The organism is Enterobacter sp. PI-10, assembly GCF_027947695.1.
GTDB lineage: Bacteria > Pseudomonadota > Gammaproteobacteria > Enterobacterales > Enterobacteriaceae > Enterobacter > Enterobacter vonholyi.
The window spans coordinates 56,745-81,526 of record NZ_JAJNOG010000013.1; the positions used below are offsets into that span (position 1 = coordinate 56,745).

Consider the following 24,782-nt stretch of genomic DNA (forward strand, 5'->3'; position numbering starts at 1 on the left):
TGTTTTCCACCAGAGGTTGAAATCCCTATGTACCAGGTTGTTGCATCTGATTTAGATGGCACGCTGCTTTCCCCCGACCACACCCTGTCGCCTTACGCGAAAGAGACCTTAAAACTCCTGACTGCACGTGGTGTGAACTTTGTGTTCGCTACCGGCCGCCACCACGTCGACGTGGGGCAGATCCGCGATAATCTCGAGATCAAATCGTACATGATCACCTCCAACGGTGCGCGCGTGCATGATACCGACGGCAACCTGATCTTTACCCACAACCTGGATCGCGATATTGCCGCCGATCTGTTTGGCGTGGTGCATAACAACCCGGCTATCGTCACTAACGTTTACCGCGACGACGACTGGTTTATGAACCGCCACCGCCCGGATGAAATGCGTTTCTTCAAGGAAGCGGTATTCAACTACTCCCTTTACGAACCGGGCCTGCTGGAGCCGGAAGGGATCAGCAAGGTGTTCTTCACCTGTGATAGCCACGAAGAGCTGCTCCCGCTGGAACAGGCGATCAACGCTCGCTGGGGCGATCGCGTCAACGTAAGCTTCTCAACCCTGACCTGTCTTGAAGTGATGGCGGGTGGCGTCTCCAAAGGTCACGCGCTGGAAGCGGTTGCGAAACGCCTGGGCTTCGGGCTGAAAGACTGTATCGCCTTCGGTGACGGCATGAACGACGCCGAGATGCTTTCAATGGCAGGCAAGGGCTGCATCATGCAGAACGCGCACCAGCGTCTGAAGGATCTCCACCCTGAACTGGAAGTCATTGGTTCTAACGCTGACAACGCGGTACCGAAGTATCTGCGCAAGCTGTTCCTTGAATAATCTTCACTTGATTGTTTATTGCTCAGTTGTCAACTAAAGAGTTCGCTACAATGCCTCTCCTTCTTTCTGAGAGACAAGCATTGTGGCGCTACTCATTATCACCACTATCCTGTGGGCCTTCTCCTTTAGCCTGATTGGCGAATACCTTGCCGGTTCGGTCGACAGCTACTTCTCGGTGCTGATGCGCGTGGGGCTGGCGGCACTGGTGTTCCTGCCGTTTCTGCGCACGCGCGGACAGTCGCTGAAAACGATTGTGCTGTATATGCTGGTGGGGGCGATGCAGCTCGGCATCATGTATTTGTTCAGCTTCCGGGCTTACGTCTATCTGTCCGTCTCGGAATTCCTGCTCTTTACCGTGCTGACGCCGCTCTACATCACGCTGATTTACGATCTGCTGAGTAAACGCCGTCTGCGCTGGGGATACCTGCTGAGCGCGGCGCTGGCGGTGATTGGCGCGGCGATTATTCGCTACGACAAAGTAAGCGATCACTTCTGGATCGGGCTGATGTTCGTCCAGCTCGCCAACATCAGCTTCGCCATCGGCATGGTGGGCTACAAACGCCTGATGGAAACCCGTCCGATGCCGCAGCATAACGCGTTCGCATGGTTTTATATGGGCGCCGCGATTGTCGCGGTAGCGGCGTGGTTTATGCTCGGTAACCCGCAAAAGTTGCCTACCACCATCGTACAGTGGGGTGTTCTGGTCTGGCTGGGCGTCGTGGCTTCCGGGTTGGGGTACTTCATGTGGAACTACGGCGCGACGCAGGTCGACGCCGGTACGCTGGGGATTATGAACAACGTGCATGTCCCGGCAGGGCTGCTGGTCAACCTCGCTATCTGGCAGCAACAGCCGCACTGGCCAAGCTTCCTTATTGGGGGAGCGGTGATCCTGGCTTCGCTGTGGGTCCATCGACGCTGGGTCGCTCCGCGCTCCGCACAAACGGAAGATGGTCGCACGCGTGGTTCCGCGCTGAGCGAATAAACGCCTCCGTAATCGGCTGACGCTGCTCGCCATCGCGCACGGCGGCGTACAGCCGGCTCCACAGTCCTTCACCCAGGGTTTTGGTGACCACCAGGCCCTGGCGTTCAAAACTCTCCACCACCCAGTGCGGCAGCGCCGCGATACCCATGCTGGCCGCCACCATCTGAATCAGCAGCAGGGTGTTATCCACGCTTTTCAGCTGCGGGCTAATGCCCGCGGGCTGCAGGAAGTGACGCCAGATATCCAGACGACTGCGCTGAACCGGGTAAATCAGCAGCGTTTCCGTCGCCAGGTCTTCCGGCGTGATGCGCGTTTTGGCCGCCAGCGGGTGGTCCGGCGCCAGCACCAGGCGCACCTCATAATCAAACATCGGCGAATAGTGCAGGCCGCTGCGCGGCAGAATGTCAGAGGTCATGACCAGATCCAGCTCGCCCTGCTGCAGCGATGGCTGCGGGTCGAACGTCACGCCGGATTTAAAGTCCATCTCCACCTGCGGCCACTTCTGGCGGAAGTTCTCAAGCGCGGGGGTCAGCCACTGAATACAGCTGTGGCACTCAATAGCGATACGCAGTTTGGTCTGCTGCGGTTCGTTACACGCCTGCAGCGCGCTCGCGATCTGTGGCAGAACCTGATTCGCCAGCTGAAGGAGAATTTCACCCTGCGGCGTAAAGCGTAGCGGCTGGCTTTTACGCACAAAAAGACGGAAGCCGAGGCGTTGTTCCAGATCGCTGAACTGGTGAGAAAGGGCGGACTGTGTCTGGTGCAGCGTGGCCGCAGCAGCCGCGAGCGAACCGCAGTTTCGCAACGCTTGTAGCGTTTTCAGGTGTTTAATCTCGATCATGAAAGTCCTTCACTTCGCCATGAACATTTTGCGCTTGAGGAATATACAGTACCTGCCAATTATAGAAGTGTAAACATCTGGACGTCTAAATAACGAATTTCACAAGGGGTACACCATGACAATCCGCAATCACACTCTCGGTTTCCCTCGCGTTGGCCTGCGTCGCGAGCTGAAAAAAGCGCAAGAAAGCTACTGGGCGGGTAACGCCACGCGTGAAGAGCTGCTGGCGGTGGGACGCGAGCTGCGCGCCCGCCACTGGGATCAGCAGAAGCAGGCGGGCATTGACCTGCTGCCGGTGGGCGATTTCGCCTGGTACGACCATGTTCTGACGACCAGCCTGCTGCTTGGCAACGTGCCGGCTCGTCATCAGAACAAAGATGGATCGGTAGATATCGATACCCTGTTCCGCATCGGCCGTGGCCGTGCGCCAACGGGTGAGCCAGCGGCAGCGGCGGAAATGACTAAGTGGTTTAACACTAACTATCACTATATGGTGCCGGAGTTCGTAAAAGGTCAGCAGTTTAAACTGACCTGGACGCAGCTTCTGGATGAAGTGGACGAAGCGCTGGCGCTGGGCCACCAGGTTAAACCCGTGCTGCTGGGGCCAGTGACCTATCTGTGGCTGGGGAAAGTCAAAGGCGAGCAGTTCGATCGTCTGAGCCTGCTGAAGGACATTCTGCCGGTCTACAAACAGGTGCTGATTGAGCTGGGCAAACGCGGCATTCAGTGGGTGCAAATCGACGAACCGGCGCTGGTGCTCGAGTTGCCTCAGGAATGGCTCGATGCCTTCAAACCGGCGTATGACGCGCTCACCGGGGAGGTGAAGCTGCTACTGACAACCTATTTCGAAGGCGTGACGCCGAACCTGAACACGATTACCGCGCTGCCGGTGCAGGGCCTGCACGTAGACCTTGTACACGGTAAAGATGATGTGACGGAGCTGCACAAGCTCCTGCCCGCAGACTGGCTGCTCTCCGCCGGTCTGGTGAATGGCCGTAACGTCTGGCGCGCCGATCTGACCGAGAAATACGCACAAATCAAAGACATCGTCGGTAAACGTGAGCTGTGGGTGGCCTCGTCCTGCTCGCTGCTGCACAGCCCGATCGACCTGAGCGTGGAAACCCGTCTCGACCCTGAAGTAAAGAGCTGGTTTGCCTTCGCGCTGCAAAAATGTGAAGAGCTGGCCCTGCTGCGCGACGCGCTGAACAGCGGCGACACGGCGGCAATTACCGAATGGAGCGCCCCGATCCGGGCGCGCCGCCACTCCGCGCGCGTGCATAACCCGGCGGTGGAAAAACGTCTGGCGGCCATCACCGCCCAGGACAGCCAGCGCCAGAGCCCGTATGAGGTGCGCGCCGAAGCCCAGCGCGCCCGCTTCAATCTACCTGCGTGGCCGACCACGACGATTGGTTCCTTCCCGCAGACCAGCGAGATCCGCGGCCTGCGTCTGGACTTTAAAAAGGGCAATCTGGATGCGAATCACTACCGCACCGGGATCGCGGAACACATCAAGCAGGCGATTATCGAGCAGGAACGCCTTGGGCTGGACGTGCTGGTGCACGGTGAAGCAGAGCGTAATGACATGGTGGAATACTTTGGCGAGCACCTGGACGGCTTCGTCTTTACCCAGAACGGCTGGGTGCAGAGCTATGGCTCCCGATGCGTGAAGCCGCCGGTGGTCATCGGTGACGTCAGCCGTCCGGAAGCGATCACGGTTGAGTGGGCGAAGTACGCCCAGTCCCTGACCGACAAGCCGGTGAAAGGCATGCTCACCGGTCCTGTGACCATTCTTTGCTGGTCCTTCCCGCGTGAAGACGTGACCCGTGAAACCATCGCCAAACAGATCGCCCTGGCGCTGCGTGATGAGGTGGCGGATCTGGAAGCCGCAGGCATTGGCATTATTCAGATTGACGAACCGGCCCTGCGCGAAGGTCTGCCGCTGCGTCGCAGCGACTGGGACGCCTACCTGCAGTGGGGCGTGGAGGCGTTCCGCATCAACGCCGCGGTGGCGAAGGACGACACTCAGATCCACACCCACATGTGTTATTGCGAATTTAACGACATCATGGATTCAATTGCCGCGCTGGACGCCGACGTGATCACTATTGAGACCTCGCGTTCAGATATGGAGCTGCTGGAGTCGTTTGAAGAATTCGACTACCCGAACGAAATCGGGCCGGGCGTGTACGACATCCACTCCCCGAACGTGCCGAGCGTGGAGTGGATTGAAGCCCTGCTGAAAAAAGCGGCCCAGCGTATTCCGGCAGAGCGTCTTTGGGTAAACCCGGACTGCGGACTGAAAACCCGCGGCTGGCCTGAAACCCGCGCAGCGCTGGCGAACATGGTGAAGGCAGCGCAGAATTTGCGTCAGGCGTAGGGGTATTGGATGGCCCGGTAAGGCGTAACCGCCTCCGGGCTTATTGTTATTAGGCTTTCTTACCGCCGTACTGGCTAAACCACGCCAGCATTCTCTGCCAGCCATCTTTGGCTGATTCCGCGTGATAGCTCGGACGATAATCGGCGTTAAACGCATGCCCGGCATCCGGGTACACCACAATCTCCGCCTTCGCATTGGCCGCACGCAGCGCATGGCGCATGGTTTCTACCGAATCCAGCGAAATACCGGTGTCCTGACCGCCATAAAGCCCTAACACGGGGGCATTTAACTCGGTGGCGATATCGACGGGATGTTTAGGCGAATTCAGCGTTTTTTCACCCACCAGTTTGCCGTACCAGGCGACAGCAGCTTTGAGCTGCGGGTTATGCGCGGCATACAGCCAGCTAATGCGACCGCCCCAGCAGAAACCGGTGACCAGCAGACGATGCGGATCGCCGCCGTTGCGCGCCGCCCAGCTGGCGACATGATCGAGATCGGCCAGCACCTGCGCGTCCGGGACTTTGCTGACCAGGTTGCTGAGCAATGTTGGAATATCACTGTAGTCGTTCGGATCGCCCTGACGGAAGTAGAGCTCTGGCGCAACGGCCAGATACCCTTCCAGCGCCAGCCGGCGGCAGAGGTCGCGAATGTGTTCGTGAACACCAAATATCTCCTGAATCACAATCACGATGGGTAGCGGACCCTCTGCCGATTTTGGTCGGGCGTGATAAGCAGGCATATTCTCCCCCTGCGAGGGAATAGAGGTCTCGCCCGCGGTAATTGCCGCTTCTGGAGTCGACACGATGGTTGAAGCATGTGGGGCCGCAGCAGGTGCAAAACCGGTTTTTTCAGTCATGGCATTCTCCGTACCAATGAGTTAGCGCAAAGGTAAATATAGACACCAGGTTAACAACTCACAGTGCCTTAAACGGTCTATCTTTTGTGCAGCACCTGGCGATATAACTTGTTAATGTGATGTAAATCACTTTTTTATGGAAATTCAATGTAACCATTTTTATTCATGGTGAGATTCGTCACGAAAATATGCTTACTGCTTCTGTAAAGTACCGTTTTACTTCTTCTGACTAACCGACCCACAGAGGAGTCACCTATGTCTAAGTCTGATGTTTTTCATCTCGGCCTCACTAAAAACGATTTACAAGGGGCTACGCTCGCCATCGTCCCTGGCGATCCGGAGCGTGTGGAAAAGATCGCCGCGCTGATGGATAAGCCGGTCAAGCTGGCTGCCCATCGTGAGTTCACCACCTGGCGCGCAGAGCTGGATGGCAAAGCGGTGATCGTGTGCTCTACCGGTATCGGTGGTCCGTCTACGTCTATTGCTGTTGAAGAGCTGGCGCAGCTGGGCATCCGCACTTTCCTGCGTATCGGTACGACCGGCGCTATTCAGCCGCATATCAACGTCGGCGACGTTCTGGTCACGACCGCGTCCGTCCGTCTGGACGGCGCAAGCCTGCATTTTGCACCAATGGAATTCCCGGCAGTGGCTGATTTCGAATGTACCACCGCGCTGGTTGAAGCTGCGAAATCCGTAGGCGCAACCACTCACGTGGGCGTAACCGCGTCTTCCGACACCTTCTACCCGGGCCAGGAGCGTTACGATACCTTCTCAGGCCGCGTGGTTAGCCGTTTCAAAGGCTCAATGGAAGAGTGGCAGTCCATGGGTGTGATGAACTACGAAATGGAATCCGCAACGCTGCTGACCATGTGTGCAAGCCAGGGTCTGCGTGCCGGTATGGTGGCGGGCGTTATCGTCAACCGTACCCAGCAGGAGATCCCGAACGCCGAAACCATGAAGCAGACCGAAAGTCATGCAGTGAAAATCGTGGTGGAAGCAGCGCGTCGCCTGATCTAGTCCTCTCTTCTTAAATCAAAGGCCGACACGTTCGGCCTTTATTTTTTGCGTAGCTCCTCGCAGGAAAACCCTTTCAAACTGGACGTTTATACAGCACAATTCTATTTTGTGCGGGTAATACGTTGATGCAGGGGGCATTGTGGATATCTCAATCCTGATTTACGCGGTGATTGCGTTGGTGAGCTTAGGGATTGGCTGGCTGATTTCCAGCTACCAGCATGCGCAGCAGAAGGCCGACCAGCTGGCTGAGCGAGAAGAGATGGTCGCAGATTTAAGCGCTATAAAACAGCAGCTTGCGCTGAGCGAACACTGGCGCGATGAGTGTGAGTTGCTCAACAACGAGCTGCGCAACCTGCGTGATATCAACACGTCACTGGAGGCCGATCTCCGCGAAGTGACCACCCGCCTTGAATCCACCCAACTGCATGCGGAAGACAAAATCCGCCAGATGATCAACAGCGAGCAGCGTCTCAGCGAACAGTTTGAGAACCTCGCGAACCGCATTTTTGAGCACAGCAACCGCCGCGTTGACGAACAAAACCGCCAGAGCCTGAACAGCCTGCTGACGCCTCTGCGCGAGCAGCTGGACGGTTTTCGTCGTCAGGTGCAGGACAGTTTTGGTCAGGAAGCTCGTGAGCGGCACACCCTGGCTCATGAGATTCGCAATCTTCAGCAGCTAAATGCACAGATGGCGCAGGAAGCGGTCAACCTCACCCGAGCGCTCAAAGGGGACAACAAAACCCAGGGCAACTGGGGTGAGGTGGTGCTGACCCGCGTACTGGAAGCTTCCGGCCTGCGGGAAGGATATGAATACGAAACGCAGGTGAGTATCGAAAACGATGCCCGCTCGCGCATGCAGCCAGATGTGATCGTGCGGCTGCCGCAGGGCAAAGATGTGGTGATTGACGCCAAGATGACGCTGGTAGCGTATGAGCGTTACTTCAACGCGGAGGACGACTACACCCGCGAATCGGCGCTGCAGGAGCACATTGCCTCGGTGCGTAATCACATTCGCCTGCTCGGCAGAAAAGACTACCAGCAGTTGCCGGGTTTGCGCTCACTGGACTATGTCCTGATGTTTATTCCGGTAGAGCCCGCATTTCTGCTGGCACTCGACAGACAGCCTGAGCTTATAACCGAAGCGCTCAAAAATAATATTATGTTGGTCAGCCCCACCACGCTGCTGGTGGCGTTACGCACCATTGCGAACCTGTGGCGCTATGAGCACCAGAGCCGCAACGCGCAGCAGATTGCCGATCGTGCCAGCAAGCTGTACGACAAAATGCGCCTCTTTGTGGACGACATGTCTTCAGTCGGGCAAAGCCTGGATCGTGCGCAGGATAACTATCGCCAGGCGATGAAAAAACTCGCCTCCGGACGTGGCAATCTGCTGGCGCAGGCTGAATCATTCCGCAGTCTGGGAGTAGAAGTTAAACGCGAGATTAATCCGGAATTGGTCGAGCAGGCCACCGCCCAGGACGACGAGTTTCGCCTGCGAGAAGGGGCGAACGAACAAAAGATAAACAGTGAAGACAACACGTTAGCGGCGGATTCATCACCAGACGAGATTCCAGCGCGTTTTTTTCGCGGTGGTTGAAACGTAGGGCAAACGCGCCCAATCTGATACACTTCACGAACATTTTACTGATAAGCAGGCTCTAAGATGGCTGACGATTCACAAGACACAACGCACTTTGGCTTTCAGACTGTCGCCAAAGCGCAGAAAGCTGACATGGTGGCCCATGTATTTCATTCCGTGGCGGCGAAGTACGATGTGATGAATGACCTGATGTCGTTCGGCATTCATCGCTTGTGGAAGCGCTTCACCATTGACTGTAGCGGCGTGCGTCGCGGACAAACGGTGCTGGATTTAGCTGGCGGTACGGGCGATTTAACCGCGAAATTCTCTCGTCTGGTGGGTGAAACCGGTCGCGTTGTTCTCGCCGATATTAATGACTCCATGCTAAAAATGGGACGCGAAAAGCTGCGTAACATCGGCGTGGTGGGGAATGTTGAATATGTGCAGGCAAACGCCGAAGCGCTGCCGTTCCCGGACAATACCTTTGACTGCATCACTATCTCCTTCGGTCTGCGTAACGTGACCGATAAAGAAAAAGCGCTGCGCTCCATGTACCGCGTGCTGAAGCCGGGTGGACGCCTGCTGGTGCTTGAATTCTCCAAACCGATTATTGAGCCGCTGAGCAAAGCCTACGACGCCTATTCCTTCCACGTGCTGCCGCGCATCGGTGAGCTGGTGGCTAACGACGCTGAAAGCTACCGCTATCTGGCAGAATCTATCCGTATGCACCCGGATCAGGACACATTAAAAGCCATGATGCAGGATGCAGAATTTGAGAACGTTGAATATTTCAACCTGACGGCGGGTGTCGTCGCGCTGCATCGCGGTTACAAGTTCTGAGTGGAGGTGTCCCGTGCCCTTTAAGCCCTTAGTCACCGCAGGTATCGAAAACGTACTGAATGCCTTTCTCTATCGTGCTCCGGCGCTGAAAGCAGCGCGTCAGCGGCTAAACGGGAAGATATTACGTATTGTTTTAAAAGAGTTCTCGACGCCGCTTGTGCTGGTATTCAGCGAACGCCAGCTTGACGTTCTGGGGGCGTGGGAAGGTGAAGCTGACTGCTCGGTCATCACGCACATGAGCGTGCTGCCAAAACTGCGCGATCGCCAGCAATTAACGGCGCTTATCCGCAGCGGTGAGCTGGAGGTGGAAGGCGACATTCAGGTCGTGCAGAACTTCGTTGCTCTCACCGATCTGGCGGAGTTCGATCCGGCAGAGCTGCTCGCGCCTTTTATCGGCGACATTGCTGCCGAAGGCATCGGGAAAGTCCTTCATGGTGGCGCCTCCTTTGCGCGTAAAAGCCTCCAGCGCCAACAACGCTATGTGGCGGAAGTGATGACTGAGGAGTGGCGAATGGCGCCCGGGCCACTGGAAGTTGCATGGTTTGCGGAAGAAACCGCTGCTGTTGAACGCGCGGTTGATGCGTTTACCAAACGGCTGGAAAAACTGGAGGGCAAATGACGCCTGGTGAAATTCGGCGCCTCTATTTTATTATTCGCACCTTTTTGAGCTACGGGCTCGATGAGCTTATTCCCAAAATGCGCATCACGCTGCCGCTTCGCATATGGCGGCGGATGCTGTTCTGGATGCCCAATCGCCACAAAGGTCAACCGCTGGGTGAGCGTCTGCGCCTGGCGCTGCAGGAACTCGGTCCGGTATGGATTAAATTCGGGCAGATGCTTTCGACCCGCCGCGACCTCTTCCCGCCTCTCATTGCCGATGAACTCGCAATGCTTCAGGACCGCGTCGCACCCTTTGACGGCGCGCGCGCGAAAAAGCAAATTGAAGAGGCGATGGGAAATGTACCCGTCGAGACCTGGTTTGACGATTTCGATATTCAGCCGCTGGCGTCGGCCTCTATCGCGCAGGTGCACACCGCGCGTTTGAAAGAAAACGGCAAAGAAGTCGTTATCAAAGTTATTCGTCCGGACATCCTGCCAGTCATCAAAGCGGACATGAAGCTGATTTATCGTCTGGCGCGCTGGGTGCCACGCTTGCTGCCGGACGGGCGCCGCCTTCGTCCACTGGAAGTGGTGCGGGAATATGAAAAAACGCTGATTGATGAGCTTAACCTGCTGCGCGAATCGGCAAACGCCATTCAGCTGCGCCGCAACTTTGAAAACAGCCCGATGCTCTATGTACCTGAAGTCTATTCTGACTACTGCAGCCAGAACATGATGGTGATGGAGCGTATCTACGGTATTCCGGTTTCGGATGTCGTAGCCCTGGAGAAGCAGGGAACAAACATGAAGCTCCTGGCCGAACGTGGCGTACAGGTCTTCTTTACCCAGGTATTCCGCGACAGCTTTTTTCATGCGGACATGCATCCGGGCAATATCTTTGTGAGCTACGAACACCCTGAGGACCCGAAATATATCGGTATCGACTGCGGGATTGTGGGGTCGCTGAACAAAGAAGATAAACGGTATCTGGCTGAGAACTTCATCGCGTTCTTCAACCGCGACTACCGTAAGGTGGCCGAGCTGCACGTCGATTCCGGCTGGGTTCCGCCGGACACCAACGTCGAAGAGTTCGAGTTTGCGATCCGGACCGTTTGCGAACCGATTTTTGAAAAACCGCTGGCGGAAATCTCCTTTGGGCACGTACTGTTGAACCTGTTCAACACGGCTCGCCGGTTTAATATGGAAGTTCAGCCACAGCTAGTTTTACTTCAGAAAACATTACTTTACGTTGAGGGTGTAGGCCGACAGCTCTATCCTCAGTTAGACTTGTGGAAGACTGCGAAACCTTTCCTTGAATCCTGGATTAAGGATCAGGTTGGCATTCCGGCGCTGGTGCGCTCGCTGAAAGAGAAGGGCCCGTTCTGGATAGAAAAAATGCCTGAAATTCCCGAACTGGTTTATGACAGTTTGCGTCAGAGCAAGAACCTTCAGCACAGCATGGATAAAATCGCCCGCGAGCTTCAGTCCAGCCGTGTTCGCCAGGGACAGTCCCGCTATCTCTTTGGGATTGGCGCAACGCTGCTGTTGAGCGGTACGCTGCTGCTGATCAATCGTCCGGACTGGCAGATGATGCCAGCCTGGCTGATGGCTGGCGGAGTGGTAGTCTGGCTTGCCGGATGGCGAAAAACGCGCTGAGTTTGCGTCGCCATCGATGGGTCGCATACGTATAATGCGACCTGACTCATTAATCATCTATCCCTGAGGAACATGTATGGGTGGTATCAGTATCTGGCAATTGTTGATCATTGCCGTCATCGTCGTGCTGCTGTTTGGCACCAAAAAGCTCGGTTCTATTGGTTCCGATCTGGGCGCGTCTATCAAAGGCTTTAAGAAAGCGATGAGCGATGATGAGAGCAAGCAGGATAAAACCAGCCAGGACGCTGACTTTACTGCTAAATCCATCTCCGACAAGCAAGAAGAAGCCAAAAAGGAAGACGCCAAACGCCACGATAAAGAGCAGGTATAAGTCGTGTTTGACATTGGTTTTGGTGAGCTGCTGCTGGTCTTTGTGATTGGCCTGATCGTGCTGGGGCCGCAGCGTCTGCCGGTGGCGGTGAAAACCGTTGCGGGCTGGGTGCGTGCTCTGAGATCGCTGGCATCGACCGTTCAGAATGAGCTGGCGCAGGAGCTTAAGCTGCAGGAATTTCAGGAAAGCCTCAAAAAGGTCGAGAAGGCGAGCATGGATAATCTGACGCCGGAACTGAAAGCCTCAATGGATGAACTGCGTGAAGCGGCGGAATCCATGAAGCGCTCTTACAGCGTCAACGATCCTGAAAAAGCGAGCGATGAAGCGAACACTATCCATAACCCGGTGGTGAAGGGCAGCGAGGAGCAGCGCGAGGGCGTAACGCCTGCCAGCGCTGAACATCAGGCTGCTGCGCCAGAACAGACGCCGCAGGAAACCGAAGTGAAAAAACAGGCGCAGCCGGAAGAACCGGTAACTAAAACGGCGGAAGTAAAGCCCGCTGCGTCCGTTTCCGAATCATCCCCCTCGTCGAGTGATAAAGCGTAAACATGGCAGTAGATGATACTCAACCGCTGATTACGCACCTCATAGAGCTGCGTAAGCGCCTGTTAAACTGCATTATTGCAGTTTTCGTTATTTTTCTATGCCTGGTTTATTTCGCCAACGATATCTACCAGGTTGTCTCTGCACCATTAATTAAGCAGATGCCGCTGGGCGCAACGATGATTGCGACGGATGTGGCTTCTCCGTTCTTTACCCCCATCAAGCTGACCTTCTGGGTGTCGTTGATAGCCTCTGCGCCCGTCATTCTTTACCAGGTATGGGCGTTTGTGGCGCCCGCGCTGTATAAACACGAACGCAAGCTGGTTATCCCGCTGCTGGTGTCCAGCTCGCTGCTGTTCTATATCGGCATGGCGTTTGCCTATTTCGTTGTCTTCCCGCTGGCCTTCGGCTTCCTGACGCATACCGCGCCGGAAGGGGTCCAGGTGTCGACGGATATTGCCAGCTACCTCAGCTTTGTGATGGCGCTGTTTATGGCGTTTGGCGTGGCATTCGAAGTGCCGGTGGCCATTGTGCTGCTTTGCTGGGTAGGGGTTACGACCCCGGATGACCTGCGTAAGAAGCGTCCGTATATTCTGGTGGGCGCCTTCGTGGTCGGCATGCTGCTAACGCCGCCGGATGTGTTCTCGCAGACGCTGCTGGCCATACCGATGTACTGTCTGTTTGAGGTCGGCGTTTTCTTCTCGCGTTTCTACGTGGGTAAAGGACGTCGAGCGGATGACGAAGACGATACGTCCGACAAGACCACTGAAGAGTAAAACCAGCCGCCCGTCAGGGCGGTTGTTATATGGGGATTTGCATGTTTGATATCGGACTCAACCTGACCAGCTCGCAGTTTGCGAAAGATCGTGATGAGGTGGTTGCGCGTGCGTTTGCCGCCGGGGTGAAAGGGCTGCTGCTGACGGGCACCAACCTGCATGAGAGCGAGCAGGCCCAGCAGCTGGCGCAACGATACGATCGCTGTTGGTCTACTGCTGGCGTGCATCCTCACGACAGCAGCCAGTGGACCGCGGAATGTAGCGACACCCTACGCAGGCTGGCAAAGACACCAGAAGTGGTGGCGATTGGCGAGTGCGGCCTCGATTTCAACCGTAACTTTTCCACGCCTGAAGAGCAGGAAAAGGCATTCACTGCCCAGCTTGCGCTAGCGGCAGAGCTTGAAATGCCCGTATTTATGCACTGCCGCGACGCGCATGAGCGTTTTCTGACTCTGCTTGATCCGTGGCTCGAGAAACTGCCCGGCGCGGTGCTGCACTGCTTCACCGGCTCACGGCAGGAGGCGCTGGAATGCCTGGAGCGTGGGCTTTATCTGGGGATTACCGGCTGGGTTTGCGATGAGCGCCGCGGGCTTGAGCTTCGGGAGCTGTTGCCAGCGATCCCGGCTGACCGGTTGCTCCTTGAAACGGACGCACCTTATCTCCTGCCGCGCGATATGAAACCCAAACCGGCATCGCGACGAAATGAGCCCGCTTATCTGGGGCACATTATTGAGAGCGTCGCGAAGTGGCGCGGAGACGATCCGCACTGGCTTTCGGCACAGACGGATGACAACGTGCGTAAGCTGTTCGGGATAAATGTTTAAAGTTTACGGAAGTCGGTGTTTTTAACGCTCTGCAGCACCTGCTTGTTCAGCAGATTAAGCAACAGCATAGAGCGCGCTTCCCCGTCCGGCTCGGCAAAAATCGCCTGCAGGCCTTCGAAAGCCCCTTCGGTAATCACGACGCTATCGCCCGTATAGGGTGTTTCCGGGTCGGTGAGACCTTCGGGCTGTTGATATATCGACAGCTGATGAATAACCGTCGACGGAACTGTTGCCGGGTGGGCACCAAAACGAACGAAGTGGCTGACGCCGCGCGTTGCGCTGATGGTGGTGGTGTGGATGACTTCCGGGTCGAATTCCACAAAGAGGTAGTTCGGGAACAACGGCTCGCTGACGGTTGTGCGCTTCCCGCGCTGCATTTTTTCAAGCGTGATCACGGGAGTCAGGCAATTTACAGACTGACGTTCAAGATGTTCCTGCGCGCGCTGAAGTTGCCCGCGTTTGCAATACAGTAAATACCAGGCCTGCATAATCACTCTTTCCCTTAGTTCGGGGCGCAAGCATATCAAAACCCTGGCGGGATCGCTAAGTTGATTATAATGGGGGAAAATGGAACAGAACGCATAAGTTCACGCTTATTTAACAAAATTACAGCATCAAGCAGGCTTACGCCGTATAATGAAGCGCTTACAGAGAGGCCATGATTAACTGCATGAAATACCACGATCTCCGCGACTTCCTGACGCTGCTGGAAAAGCAGGGTGAACTCAAGCGTATTACACTTCCTGTTGATCCTTATCTGGAGATGACAGAAATTGCTGACCGCACCCTGCGTGCCGGTGGCCCCGCATTACTGTTTGAAAATCCAAAAGGTTACTCAATGCCGGTTCTGTGCAACCTGTTTGGTACACCGCGTCGCGTCGCACTGGGGATGGGGCAGGAAGACGTCACGGCGCTGCGTGAAGTCGGTAAGCTGCTGGCCTTCCTGAAAGAGCCGGAGCCGCCGAAAGGCTTCCGCGATCTGTTCGACAAGCTGCCGCAGTTTAAGCAGGTGCTGAACATGCCCACCAAACGCCTGCGCGGCGCGCCGTGCCAGCAGAAGGTGCTGAAAGGCGATGCGGTTGATTTGACTAAAATCCCTATCATGCAGTGCTGGCCGGAAGATGCTGCGCCGCTGATCACCTGGGGACTGACCGTCACGCGTGGCCCGCACAAAGAACGCCAGAATCTTGGTATTTACCGCCAGCAGTTGATTGGCAAGAATAAGCTCATCATGCGCTGGCTGTCGCATCGCGGCGGCGCGCTGGATTTTCAGGAGTGGTGTGCTGCACACCCGGGTGAACGTTTCCCGGTATCTGTCGCCCTGGGCGCCGATCCGGCCACCATTCTGGGGGCCGTCACACCCGTACCGGATACGCTCTCGGAATATGCCTTTGCAGGCCTGCTCCGCGGGACGAAAACGGAAGTTGTGAAGTGTATCTCTAACGATCTCGAAGTCCCGGCCAGTGCAGAAATTGTGCTGGAAGGTTACATTGAACCGGGTGAAATGGCGCCAGAAGGCCCTTACGGCGACCACACCGGCTATTACAACGAAGTGGATAACTTCCCGGTGTTCACCGTAACGCACATTACGCAGCGTGAAGATGCGATTTATCACTCCACGTATACCGGGCGTCCACCGGATGAACCCGCGGTACTGGGCGTGGCGCTGAACGAAGTGTTTGTGCCGATTCTGCAAAAGCAGTTCCCGGAAATTGTTGATTTTTATCTGCCGCCTGAAGGATGCTCGTATCGCATGGCGGTGGTCACGATGAAGAAGCAGTATCCTGGTCACGCGAAACGCGTGATGATGGGCGTGTGGTCTTTCCTGCGCCAGTTTATGTATACCAAATTTGTTATTGTCTGCGATGATGACGTTAACGCCCGCGACTGGAATGACGTAATCTGGGCCATTACCACGCGAATGGACCCGGCGCGCGATACGGTGTTAGTCGAAAACACGCCGATTGATTATCTGGATTTTGCCTCGCCGGTTTCCGGTCTTGGCTCAAAGATGGGACTGGATGCCACAAATAAATGGCCTGGCGAAACCGACCGTGAATGGGGTCGCCCGATCAAAAAAGATCCTGCTGTGACCGCGCGCATTGACGCGATCTGGGACGAGCTGGCCATAATGAATAACGGTAAACCCTGAGCTGACCGTTAAGCCCTATAGACTTCCCGACAGAGAGAGCGAATGACAACCTTAAGCTGTAAAGTGACCTCGGTAGATGCCATCACCGACACCGTATATCGCGTCCGTTTAGTGCCAGAAGCGCCATTCTCTTTCCGCGCGGGTCAGTACCTGATGGTTGTGATGGATGAGCGTGATAAGCGTCCTTTCTCCATGGCCTCCACGCCAGCGGAGCAGGAATTTATTGAGCTTCATATTGGTGCGTCAGAGCTTAACCTGTATGCAATGGCGGTGATGGATCGGATCCTGAAGGAACGTGAAATCGTGGTGGATATTCCGCACGGCGATGCGTGGCTGCGCGATGACGAAGACCGTCCGCTGATCCTGATTGCCGGTGGTACAGGCTTCTCCTACGTGCGATCCATTCTGTTGACCGCCCTGGCGCGTAACCCGGACCGTGACATCACCATTTACTGGGGTGGCCGTGAAGAGAAACACCTGTATGACCTGTCTGAACTGGAAGCGCTGAGCGTAACCCATCCTAACCTACGCATTGAGCCGGTGGTTGAGCAGCCGGAAGAGGGCTGGCGCGGGCGTAGCGGGACGGTGCTGACGGCGGTGCTGCAGGATCACGGCACGCTGGCAGGACACGATATCTATATCGCTGGCCGTTTTGAGATGGCGAAAATTGCCCGTGATCTGTTCTGTAACGAACGTGACGCGCGTGAAGACCGCCTGTTTGGCGATGCGTTTGCCTTCATTTAAGTAAAAAGCCCGCCCCTGACAGGCGGGAAGAACGGCAACTAAACTTCTGCCGGGTCGCATTTGCGACCCGGTTTTTTATCACACTCTCTCAAACACCGTCGCGATACCCTGACCCAGCCCAATACACATCGTTGCCAGACCAAACTGGGCATCTTTGCGTTCCATAAGGTTGATCAGCGTCGTGCTGATACGCGCCCCGGAGCAGCCCAGCGGGTGACCGAGGGCGATCGCGCCGCCGTTGAGGTTAATCTTCTCGTCGATCTGCTCCATCAGCCCCAGATCCTTTATACACGGCAGGATCTGCGCTGCGAACGCTTCATTCATCTCAAACAGATCGATGTCGCTGGCGGTTAATCCCGCTTTTTTTAGCGCCAGCTTCGAGGCCGGAACCGGGCCGTAACCCATGATTGAAGGATCGCAGCCTACAACCGCCATCGAACGCACGCGGGCGCGAGGCGTTAATCCCAGCTCGCGGGCACGGCTTTCGCTCATCACCAGCATCGCCGCGGCACCGTCGGACAGCGCTGACGAGGTCCCTGCCGTAACCGTACCGGTAACCGGATCAAACGCCGGGCGCAGGGTTGAAAGCGCTTCTACGGTGGTTTCCGGGCGGATGACTTCGTCGTAGCTGAACTGCTTCAGAACGCCGTCTGCATCGTGACCGCCGGTCGGGATGATCTCATTCTTAAAGGCACCGGACTGCGTCGCCGCCCATGCGCGAGCGTGAGAGCGCGCGGCAAAGGCATCCTGCATTTCGCGGCTGATGCCGTGCAGACGAGAAAGCATCTCGGCGGTGAGACCCATCATCCCCGCAGCTTTCGCCACGTTGCGGCTCATCCCCGGGTGGAAATCGACCCCGTGGCTCATCGGCACGTGCCCCATGTGCTCGACGCCGCCCACCAGGCAGGCCTGCGCATCACCGGTCATGATCATGCGTGCCGCGTCGTGCAGCGCCTGCATTGATGAACCGCACAGGCGGTTGACGGTGACGGCCGGAACCGAATGCGGGATCTCCGCCAGCAGCGACGCGTTGCGGGCGATGTTGAAGCCCTGCTCCAGGGTCTGCTGCACGCAGCCCCAGTAGATATCGTCCAGCGCAGCCGGATCCAGCGCCGGGTTACGCGCCAGCAGGCTACGCATCAGGTGCGCAGAGAGGTCTTCCGCACGCACGTTACGGAACGCGCCGCCTTTTGAACGGCCCATCGGGGTGCGAATTGCATCAACAATGACAACCTTTTCCATTGTGACTCCTTAAGCCGTTTTCAGCTCGCCAACCGGACGGGCTGGCTCAACTGCGGGATAGTAGGGTTCGTTATGGCGCGCTTTGCTACGCAGACCTTCCGGCACTTCATACAGCGGGCCGAGGTGCTGATACTGCTGAGCCATATCGAGATAGCGGGCGCTGCCGAGCGTGTCCAGCCAGCGGAACGCGCCGCCGTGGAACGGAGGGAAGCCCAGGCCGTAAACCAGCGCCATGTCGGCTTCTGCCGGGCTGGCGATGATGCCTTCTTCGAGGCAGCGCACCACTTCGTTGATCATCGGGATCATCATGCGGGCGATGATCTCATCGTCGGTGAAGTCGCGTTTTGGCTGGCTAACGTCGGCCAGCAGACTATCCACCGCGGCATCTTCTTCTTTCTTCGGTTTGCCTTTGCTGTCTTCTTTATAGCGCCAGAAGCCCAGACCGTTTTTCTGGCCGAAGCGGTTAGCGTCGAACAGCGCGTCAATGGCGTCGCGATAGTCTTTCTGCATGCGCTGCGGGAAGCCTGCCGCCATCACCGCCTGGGCGTGGTGGGCGGTATCAATGCCTACAACGTCCAGCAGATACGCCGGGCCCATCGGCCAGCCGAACTGCTTTTCCATCACTTTGTCGATTTTGCGGAAGTCCGCTCCGTCGCGCAGCAGCTGGCTGAATCCGGCGAAGTAAGGGAACAGCACGCGGTTGACGAAGAAGCCCGGGCAGTCGTTAACAACGATCGGGGTTTTGCCCATCTTGCTGGCCCACGCCACTACTTTGGCGATGGTTTCGTCAGAGGTTTTTTCCCCGCGGATCACTTCTACCAGCGGCATACGATGTACCGGGTTGAAGAAGTGCATACCGCAGAAGTTTTCCGGACGCTTGAGCACACTCGCCAGTTCGCTAATCGGAATGGTGGAGGTGTTAGAGGCCAGCACGGTATTCGGGCGAACCTTGTCTTCCGTTTCCGCCAGCACCGCTTTTTTGACCTTCGGGTTCTCGACGACGGCTTCGACCACCACGTCGACACGATCAAAACCGCTGTATTCCAGCACGGGCTGGATGGTGGAGATCACGCCCGCGAGCTTCAGCCCGTCAATTTTTCCGCGCTCCAGCTGTTTATTCAGCAGCTTGGCCGCTTCGGTCATGCCCAGCGTCAGGGATTTTTCGCTGATGTCTTTCATCACTACCGGCACGCCTTTCCAGGCCGACTGGTAAGCGATGCCGCCACCCATAATCCCCGCGCCGAGTACCGCCGCATGTTTTGGCGTCTCAACGTTTTTAGTCAGCTGTTTGGCTTTCCCTTTCACGAACTGATCGTTAAGGAAGATACCGACCAGCGCGCGGGCTTCATTGGTGTGCGCCAGCGGGACAAAGCTCTGATTTTCGAGCTTCAGCGCTTCATCGCGACCAAGGCGGGCAGCCGCTTCAATGGTTTTCACCGCCGTGATCGGCGCCGGGTAGTGTTTACCCGCCGTCTGCATCACCATGCCTTTGGCGATGGTGAAGCTCATGGTGGCTTCAATCTTGCTGAGTTTTAACGGTTCCAGCTTCGGCTGACGTTTGACTCTCCAGTCGAGATCGCCGTTGATTGCCTGACGCAGAATGGTAAGTGCGCCTTCAACCAGCTTCTCAGGTTTTACAACGCCGTCGACCAGGCCAATTTTCTGCGCCTGTTCGGCGCCGACATCTTTACCTGCGGCAATGATCTCCAGGGCGCTGTCGGCACCCAGCATGCGCGGCATACGCACGGAGCCGCCAAAGCCCGGCATGATGCCCAGCTTGGTTTCCGGCAGGCCGATGCGCAGGTCCGGCGTCGCCAGGCGGTAGTCGGTCGCCAGCACGCATTCGCAGCCACCGCCCAGCGCATAACCGTTAACGGCGGAAATGGTCGGGACAGGCAGATCTTCCAGACGATTAAAGACGCTGTTGGCAAAGTGCAGCCACTGGCTCAACTGTTCTTCCGGAACCAGGAATAGCGAAAGGAACTCGGTGATATCGGCACCGACGATAAAGGCCGCTTTGTTCGAACGCAGCAGCAGCCCTTTTAATTCAGGTTGTTTTTCAAGAACATCCAGCGCCTGGCCAAGACTGGCCACCGTCGCGGTATCAAGCTTGTTCACTGAGCCGGGGGCATCGAACACCAGTTCGGCAATGCCATCTTCCAGCCAGTTGAGGTACAGGGTGTCGCCTTTGTAGAGCATGTCAGTCTCCTGAATCCAGCAATTGGATCTGGTCATACCAGATGAATCGGAGTGTGGGATTTATGTTAATAAAATGCAAATTACTCATTAAGAAAATGCTGCATTGATCACGGTCGGTGGAAATCACGCAGCCGGAGTGAGGTGTGCTAAGATGCGATGACTTGAGGTCAAAAAACGAAAGGAATAATGATGGACTCACTGGCTTCGCTTTATAAAAATCATATCGTTACCCTACAGGACCGTACCCGCGATGTACTGGCCCGTTTTAAGCTGGATGCGCTGCTGATCCACTCCGGCGAGCTAATGAATACCTTTCTGGATGACCACGCTTATCCGTTTAAGGTGAACCCACAGTTTAAGGCCTGGGTGCCGGTGACGCAGGTTCCCAACTGCTGGCTGCTGGTAGATGGTGTGAACAAGCCGAAACTGTGGTTCTACCTGCCGGTTGATTACTGGCACAACGTTGAGCCGCTGCCGACCTCTTTCTGGACGGAAGAAATTGAGGTGATTGCGCTGCCAAAAGCGGACGGCATTGGCAGCCAGCTGCCTGCCGCGCGTGGCAACATCGCTTATATTGGCCCTGTTCCGGAGCGTGCATTAGGCCTGGATATTGCGGCAGACAAACTCAACCCGAAAGGGGTGCTGAATTACCTCCACTATTACCGCGCGTATAAAACCGACTACGAACTTTACTGCATGCGTGAAGCGCAAAAGACCGCGGTGAACGGTCACCGTGCGGCGCATGAAGCCTTCCAGTCCGGCATGAGCGAGTTCGATATCAACCAGGCGTACCTGACCGCCACCGGTCATCGCGATACCGACGTGCCGTACAGCAACATCGTCGCGCTGAATGAGCACGCGTCTGTGCTTCACTACACCAAACTGGATCACCATGTTCCGTCGGAAATGCGCAGCTTCCTGCTGGACGCAGGGGCAGAATATAACGGCTACGCGGCTGACCTGACCCGTACCTGGGCGGCGAATGCGGATACCGATTTCGCGCAGCTTATTAAAGACGTGAACGATGAACAGCTGGCGCTTATTGGCACCATGAAGGCGGGCACCAGCTATGTGGATTACCACATCCAGTTCCATCAGCGCATCGCCAAACTGCTGCGTAAGCACCAGATTGTGAAAGACATGAGCGAAGAGGCGATGGTTGAGAACGATCTGACCGGGCCATTCATGCCGCACGGTATCGGCCACCCGCTGGGCCTGCAGGTTCACGACGTTGCGGGCTTTATGCAGGATGATACCGGCACGCACCTGGCGGCACCGTCTAAATATCCTTACCTGCGCTGCACCCGTATTCTGGAGCCGCGTATGGTGCTGACGATTGAGCCGGGGATCTACTTTATTGAATCCCTGCTGGCGCCGTGGCGTGAAGGCCAGTTCAGCAAGCACTTCAACTGGGAAAAAATTGACGCGCTGAAGCCGTTTGGCGGTATTCGCATCGAAGATAACGTTGTGGTTCATGAAAACGGTATCGAGAACATGACGCGAGACCTGAAGCTGGCCTGATGGAAAGCTGGCTGATACCGGCTGAACCGGTCACCTTTGTTGAGGAAATCAAGAAAAGCCGCTTTATTACGCTGCTGGCGCATACCGACGGCGTAGAGGCGGCAAAGGCGTTTGTCGAGTCCGTTCGGGCTGAGCATCCTGACGCCCGCCACCACTGCGTGGCGTGGGTAGCAGGGCCGCCGGACGATTCACAACAGCTGGGGTTTTCCGACGACGGTGAACCGGCGGGCACGGCCGGTAAGCCTATGCTTTCGCAGCTGATGGGCAGCGGCGTGGGCGAAATAACCGCCGTGGTGGTGCGCTACTACGGCGGCATTTTGTTAGGCACCGGTGGGCTGGTAAAAGCCTATGGCGGGGGCGTGCAGCAGGCGCTTAATATGCTGGTCACTACCCGCAAAACGCCGCTTACCGAATATACTTTATTATGCGATTACGCCCAGCTATCGGGTATTGAAGCGCTGCTGCGGCAGTTTAACGGTGTCATCGCACACAGCGAATATCAGGCAATGGTGCAATTACGCGTGGCGCTTCCTCAGGCAGAGCTGGCTGCTTTTTCAGCAAAACTGGCTGATTTTAGTCGTGGTTCGTTGCAATTGCTGCCGATTGAAGAATAATCCCCACCTCACTTTTGAATACCAAAGGAAGCGGCAGAGATGCATTTTCGTGCCATAACCCGAATCGTTGGACTGCTGGTCATACTCTTTTCCGGGACGATGATTCTCCCAGGACTGGTGGCGCTTATCTACCGGGACGGTGCGGGGCGGGCATTCACCCAGACCTTCTTTGTCGCGCTGGCGATTGGCTCGCTGCTGTGGTGGCCAAACCGTCGTCAGAAAGGTGAACTGAAATCTCGCGAAGGATTTTTGATTGTGGTCCTGTTCTGGACGGTGCTGGGGAGCGTCGGTTCGCTGCCCTTTATCTTCTCTGAACAGCCTAATCTGAGCATCACGGATGCCTTTTTTGAATCGTTCTCAGGTTTAACAACCACTGGGGCGACGACGCTGGTCGGGCTGGATTCGCTTCCGCACGCGATTCTCTTTTATCGCCAGATGCTGCAGTGGTTCGGCGGTATGGGGATCATCGTCCTGGCGGTGGCTATTCTCCCTATTCTGGGCGTTGGTGGCATGCAGCTCTATCGCGCCGAAATGCCCGGGCCGCTGAAAGATAACAAGATGCGCCCGCGTATTGCCGAGACGGCGAAAACCCTGTGGCTGATTTATGTCTTGCTGACGGTAGCCTGTGCGCTGGCGCTATGGTTTGCCGGGATGCCTGCTTTCGACGCCATCGGACATAGTTTCGCGACGATTGCCATTGGCGGGTTCTCTACCCACGATGCCAGCGTGGGCTACTTCGACAGCCCAACGATTAACACTATCATTGCCATTTTCCTGCTGATCTCTGGCTGTAACTACGGCCTGCACTTCTCTTTACTGAGCGGACGCAGCCTGAAGGTGTACTGGCGCGATCCTGAGTTCCGCATGTTCATTGGCGTCCAGCTTACGCTGGTGATCATCTGTACCCTGGTGCTGTGGTTCCATGATGTCTACAACTCCGCGCTGACCACGCTTAATCAGGCGTTCTTCCAGGTGGTATCGATGGCGACGACCGCCGGGTTTACCACCGACAGCATCGCGCGCTGGCCGCTGTTCCTGCCGGTGCTGCTTTTATGCTCTGCATTTATTGGGGGTTGTGCGGGGTCCACGGGCGGTGGCCTGAAGGTAATTCGTATTCTGCTGCTGTTTAAGCAGGGCAACCGTGAGCTGAAGCGCCTGGTCCACCCGAACGCGGTCTACAGCATTAAGCTGGGGAACCGCGCGCTGCCGGAACGTATCCTCGAAGCGGTGTGGGGATTCTTCTCGGCGTATGCGCTGGTCTTTATCGTCAGTATGCTGGCGATTATCGCGACGGGTGTGGATGATTTCTCCGCCTTTGCGTCCGTGGTGGCAACATTGAATAACCTCGGGCCTGGCCTGGGGGTTGTGGCGGATAACTTTGCGAGTATGAACCCCGTCGCGAAATGGATCCTCATCGCCAATATGCTGTTTGGTCGCCTTGAGGTCTTTACGCTGCTGGTGCTCTTCACCCCTACATTCTGGCGCGAGTAAGGAGCCGTTGATGAAAACACTCATTCTTTTCTCTACGCGAGACGGGCAAACGCGTGAGATTGCCGCGTATCTGGCATCTGAACTCAAAGAACTGGGGATATATTCGGATGTGGTAAACCTGAACCGTGCGGATCAGATAGCCTGGCAGGATTACGATCGCGTGGTAATTGGCGCGTCAATTCGTTACGGGCATTTCCATCCGGCGCTGGATCGCTTTGTGAAAAAGCACACCGCGGTGCTCAATAAATTGCCCGGAGCGTTTTACTCGGTAAATCTGGTCGCACGTAAAGCAGAGAAGCGTACGCCGCAGACTAACAGCTACACGCGCAAGTTTTTACTCAGCTCGCCGTGGCAGCCAGACCTTTGCGCTGTCTTTGCCGGCGCGCTGCGCTACCCTCGTTATCGTTGGTATGACCGCTTTATGATCCGTCTTATTATGAAGATGACCGGAGGTGAAACCGATACGCGTAAAGAAGTGGTTTATACCGACTGGTCGCAGGTGGCTAGTTTTGCCCGGGAAATCGCACATTTAACGGGCGATTCGCGACTTAAATAAGCGTTAAGCTTGAAAAATGAGCGAACGATAAGTTTTTTGTATTTTGTGCTTGTCACGTCGGAATAACTCCCTATAATGCGCCTCCACTGACACGGAACAACGGCACACACGCCGCCGGGTCAGCAGAGAATAGCGTAAATAAACGCTTGACTCTGAAGCGGGAAAGCGTAATATACGCCACCTCGCAACGGTGAGCGAAAGCCGCGTTGCACT

General features: G+C 56.2%; 23 protein-coding genes. 18 read left to right on the top strand and 5 right to left on the bottom strand.

What is annotated here, in order from left to right:
• Positions 1-27 precede the first annotated feature (27 nt).
• Complete coding sequence (gene yigL / locus LRM19_RS20290) at positions 28-828, top strand: sugar/pyridoxal phosphate phosphatase YigL (RefSeq protein WP_029741831.1); 801 nt, start codon at positions 28-30, stop codon at positions 826-828.
• A gap of 82 nt (positions 829-910) precedes the next feature.
• Positions 911-1,810, top strand: coding sequence for a carboxylate/amino acid/amine transporter (locus LRM19_RS20295; protein ID WP_271369697.1), 900 nt, complete (start codon positions 911-913; stop codon positions 1,808-1,810).
• Here LRM19_RS20295 and metR read toward each other — a convergent pair.
• Positions 1,698-2,651 carry an HTH-type transcriptional regulator MetR gene (metR, locus tag LRM19_RS20300; protein ID WP_127732586.1) on the bottom strand — a complete coding sequence of 318 codons (954 nt, stop codon included), beginning with the start codon at positions 2,649-2,651 and terminating at the stop codon, positions 1,698-1,700. The two genes, LRM19_RS20295 and metR, sit on opposite strands and share 113 nt — an antisense overlap.
• Before the next feature lie 115 nt (positions 2,652-2,766).
• On the opposite strand from metR, the gene metE reads away from it, so the two are divergent.
• Complete coding sequence (gene metE, locus LRM19_RS20305; RefSeq protein ID WP_271369698.1) at positions 2,767-5,028, top strand: 5-methyltetrahydropteroyltriglutamate--homocysteine S-methyltransferase; 2,262 nt, start codon at positions 2,767-2,769, stop codon at positions 5,026-5,028.
• A gap of 49 nt (positions 5,029-5,077) precedes the next feature.
• Here metE and LRM19_RS20310 read toward each other — a convergent pair whose 3' ends face one another.
• Positions 5,078-5,884 carry a dienelactone hydrolase family protein gene (locus LRM19_RS20310; protein ID WP_115877022.1) on the bottom strand — a complete coding sequence of 269 codons (807 nt, stop codon included), beginning with the start codon at positions 5,882-5,884 and terminating at the stop codon, positions 5,078-5,080.
• 255 nt (positions 5,885-6,139) lie between these two features.
• Between LRM19_RS20310 and udp the strand changes: the two genes are divergently transcribed.
• The 9 genes from udp (at position 6,140) to tatD (ending at position 14,050) form a co-directional block, all read left to right on the top strand.
• Positions 6,140-6,901, top strand: a complete 762-nt coding sequence (gene udp / locus LRM19_RS20315; protein ID WP_003860792.1) for a uridine phosphorylase — start codon at positions 6,140-6,142, stop codon at positions 6,899-6,901.
• Between the two features lie 139 nt (positions 6,902-7,040).
• Entirely contained in the window at positions 7,041-8,498 is a 1,458-nt protein-coding gene (gene rmuC / locus LRM19_RS20320; protein ID WP_271369700.1) for a DNA recombination protein RmuC, read from the top strand.
• A 66-nt stretch (positions 8,499-8,564) separates the two neighbouring features.
• On the top strand, positions 8,565-9,320 hold the full coding sequence (gene ubiE, locus LRM19_RS20325) for a bifunctional demethylmenaquinone methyltransferase/2-methoxy-6-polyprenyl-1,4-benzoquinol methylase UbiE (RefSeq protein WP_023309612.1): 756 nt from the start codon (positions 8,565-8,567) through the stop codon (positions 9,318-9,320).
• A gap of 13 nt (positions 9,321-9,333) precedes the next feature.
• Positions 9,334-9,939, top strand: coding sequence for a ubiquinone biosynthesis protein UbiJ (gene ubiJ, locus LRM19_RS20330; protein ID WP_111963543.1), 606 nt, complete (start codon positions 9,334-9,336; stop codon positions 9,937-9,939).
• Entirely contained in the window at positions 9,936-11,576 is a 1,641-nt protein-coding gene (gene ubiB / locus LRM19_RS20335) for a ubiquinone biosynthesis regulatory protein kinase UbiB (protein ID WP_111963544.1), read from the top strand. Before ubiJ ends, ubiB begins: the two co-directional genes overlap by 4 nt.
• A 76-nt stretch (positions 11,577-11,652) precedes the next feature.
• On the top strand, positions 11,653-11,907 hold the full coding sequence (tatA, locus tag LRM19_RS20340) for a Sec-independent protein translocase subunit TatA (RefSeq protein ID WP_020882874.1): 255 nt from the start codon (positions 11,653-11,655) through the stop codon (positions 11,905-11,907).
• A gap of 3 nt (positions 11,908-11,910) precedes the next feature.
• Entirely contained in the window at positions 11,911-12,453 is a 543-nt protein-coding gene (tatB, locus tag LRM19_RS20345) for a Sec-independent protein translocase protein TatB (RefSeq protein ID WP_143345646.1), read from the top strand.
• Between the two features lie 2 nt (positions 12,454-12,455).
• Positions 12,456-13,226, top strand: coding sequence for a Sec-independent protein translocase subunit TatC (tatC, locus tag LRM19_RS20350; protein ID WP_115877026.1), 771 nt, complete (start codon positions 12,456-12,458; stop codon positions 13,224-13,226).
• A 41-nt stretch (positions 13,227-13,267) separates the two neighbouring features.
• Positions 13,268-14,050, top strand: coding sequence for a 3'-5' ssDNA/RNA exonuclease TatD (gene tatD, locus LRM19_RS20355; RefSeq protein WP_271369701.1), 783 nt, complete (start codon positions 13,268-13,270; stop codon positions 14,048-14,050).
• On the opposite strand, the gene rfaH is transcribed toward tatD, so the two are convergent.
• Entirely contained in the window at positions 14,047-14,538 is a 492-nt protein-coding gene (gene rfaH / locus LRM19_RS20360) for a transcription/translation regulatory transformer protein RfaH (RefSeq protein ID WP_111963548.1), read from the bottom strand. The two genes, tatD and rfaH, sit on opposite strands and share 4 nt — an antisense overlap.
• A gap of 170 nt (positions 14,539-14,708) precedes the next feature.
• Here rfaH and ubiD point away from each other — a divergent pair, with 170 nt between their 5' ends.
• Together ubiD and fre are read left to right on the top strand one after the other, a co-directional pair.
• Positions 14,709-16,202 carry a 4-hydroxy-3-polyprenylbenzoate decarboxylase gene (ubiD, locus tag LRM19_RS20365; RefSeq protein ID WP_271369702.1) on the top strand — a complete coding sequence of 498 codons (1,494 nt, stop codon included), beginning with the start codon at positions 14,709-14,711 and terminating at the stop codon, positions 16,200-16,202.
• A gap of 42 nt (positions 16,203-16,244) precedes the next feature.
• Positions 16,245-16,946 carry an NAD(P)H-flavin reductase gene (gene fre / locus LRM19_RS20370; RefSeq protein WP_008501516.1) on the top strand — a complete coding sequence of 234 codons (702 nt, stop codon included), beginning with the start codon at positions 16,245-16,247 and terminating at the stop codon, positions 16,944-16,946.
• Between the two features lie 78 nt (positions 16,947-17,024).
• Here fre and fadA read toward each other — a convergent pair whose 3' ends face one another.
• Positions 17,025-18,188, bottom strand: coding sequence for an acetyl-CoA C-acyltransferase FadA (gene fadA, locus LRM19_RS20375; protein ID WP_008501515.1), 1,164 nt, complete (start codon positions 18,186-18,188; stop codon positions 17,025-17,027).
• 9 nt (positions 18,189-18,197) lie between these two features.
• On the bottom strand, positions 18,198-20,387 hold the full coding sequence (fadB, locus tag LRM19_RS20380) for a fatty acid oxidation complex subunit alpha FadB (RefSeq protein ID WP_271369703.1): 2,190 nt from the start codon (positions 20,385-20,387) through the stop codon (positions 18,198-18,200).
• Positions 20,388-20,576: 189 nt separating this feature from the next.
• On the opposite strand from fadB, the gene pepQ reads away from it, so the two are divergent.
• Genes pepQ through hemG form a run of 4 tightly spaced genes read left to right on the top strand, consistent with a single transcriptional unit; the run spans position 20,577 to position 24,569 of the window.
• Positions 20,577-21,908 carry a Xaa-Pro dipeptidase gene (pepQ, locus tag LRM19_RS20385; protein ID WP_271369704.1) on the top strand — a complete coding sequence of 444 codons (1,332 nt, stop codon included), beginning with the start codon at positions 20,577-20,579 and terminating at the stop codon, positions 21,906-21,908.
• Entirely contained in the window at positions 21,908-22,522 is a 615-nt protein-coding gene (locus LRM19_RS20390) for an IMPACT family protein (RefSeq protein ID WP_024908007.1), read from the top strand. Before pepQ ends, LRM19_RS20390 begins: the two co-directional genes overlap by 1 nt.
• Before the next feature lie 39 nt (positions 22,523-22,561).
• Positions 22,562-24,013 carry a Trk system potassium transporter TrkH gene (gene trkH / locus LRM19_RS20395; protein ID WP_023309600.1) on the top strand — a complete coding sequence of 484 codons (1,452 nt, stop codon included), beginning with the start codon at positions 22,562-22,564 and terminating at the stop codon, positions 24,011-24,013.
• Between the two features lie 10 nt (positions 24,014-24,023).
• Positions 24,024-24,569, top strand: coding sequence for a menaquinone-dependent protoporphyrinogen IX dehydrogenase (gene hemG / locus LRM19_RS20400; protein WP_115877030.1), 546 nt, complete (start codon positions 24,024-24,026; stop codon positions 24,567-24,569).
• The last annotated feature ends 213 nt before the right edge of the window (positions 24,570-24,782 follow it).

What these genes read in the sequence shown, in the direction of transcription:
- metR (WP_127732586.1), bottom strand. Translation starts at nt 2,651, where the DNA reads ATGATCGAGATTAAACACCTGAAAACGCTACAAGCGTTGCGAAACTGC.
- metE (WP_271369698.1), top strand. Translation starts at nt 2,767, where the DNA reads ATGACAATCCGCAATCACACTCTCGGTTTCCCTCGCGTTGGCCTGCGT.
- tatA (WP_020882874.1), top strand. Translation starts at nt 11,653, where the DNA reads ATGGGTGGTATCAGTATCTGGCAATTGTTGATCATTGCCGTCATCGTC.
- udp (WP_003860792.1), top strand. Translation starts at nt 6,140, where the DNA reads ATGTCTAAGTCTGATGTTTTTCATCTCGGCCTCACTAAAAACGATTTA.
- ubiB (WP_111963544.1), top strand. Translation starts at nt 9,936, where the DNA reads ATGACGCCTGGTGAAATTCGGCGCCTCTATTTTATTATTCGCACCTTT.
- tatC (WP_115877026.1), top strand. Translation starts at nt 12,456, where the DNA reads ATGGCAGTAGATGATACTCAACCGCTGATTACGCACCTCATAGAGCTG.
- fadB (WP_271369703.1), bottom strand. Translation starts at nt 20,387, where the DNA reads ATGCTCTACAAAGGCGACACCCTGTACCTCAACTGGCTGGAAGATGGC.
- rfaH (WP_111963548.1), bottom strand. Translation starts at nt 14,538, where the DNA reads ATGCAGGCCTGGTATTTACTGTATTGCAAACGCGGGCAACTTCAGCGC.
- ubiE (WP_023309612.1), top strand. Translation starts at nt 8,565, where the DNA reads ATGGCTGACGATTCACAAGACACAACGCACTTTGGCTTTCAGACTGTC.
- hemG (WP_115877030.1), top strand. Translation starts at nt 24,024, where the DNA reads ATGAAAACACTCATTCTTTTCTCTACGCGAGACGGGCAAACGCGTGAG.
- yigL (WP_029741831.1), top strand. Translation starts at nt 28, where the DNA reads ATGTACCAGGTTGTTGCATCTGATTTAGATGGCACGCTGCTTTCCCCC.
- LRM19_RS20390 (WP_024908007.1), top strand. Translation starts at nt 21,908, where the DNA reads ATGGAAAGCTGGCTGATACCGGCTGAACCGGTCACCTTTGTTGAGGAA.
- ubiD (WP_271369702.1), top strand. Translation starts at nt 14,709, where the DNA reads ATGATTAACTGCATGAAATACCACGATCTCCGCGACTTCCTGACGCTG.
- tatD (WP_271369701.1), top strand. Translation starts at nt 13,268, where the DNA reads ATGTTTGATATCGGACTCAACCTGACCAGCTCGCAGTTTGCGAAAGAT.
- fadA (WP_008501515.1), bottom strand. Translation starts at nt 18,188, where the DNA reads ATGGAAAAGGTTGTCATTGTTGATGCAATTCGCACCCCGATGGGCCGT.
- trkH (WP_023309600.1), top strand. Translation starts at nt 22,562, where the DNA reads ATGCATTTTCGTGCCATAACCCGAATCGTTGGACTGCTGGTCATACTC.
- LRM19_RS20310 (WP_115877022.1), bottom strand. Translation starts at nt 5,884, where the DNA reads ATGACTGAAAAAACCGGTTTTGCACCTGCTGCGGCCCCACATGCTTCA.
- fre (WP_008501516.1), top strand. Translation starts at nt 16,245, where the DNA reads ATGACAACCTTAAGCTGTAAAGTGACCTCGGTAGATGCCATCACCGAC.
- pepQ (WP_271369704.1), top strand. Translation starts at nt 20,577, where the DNA reads ATGGACTCACTGGCTTCGCTTTATAAAAATCATATCGTTACCCTACAG.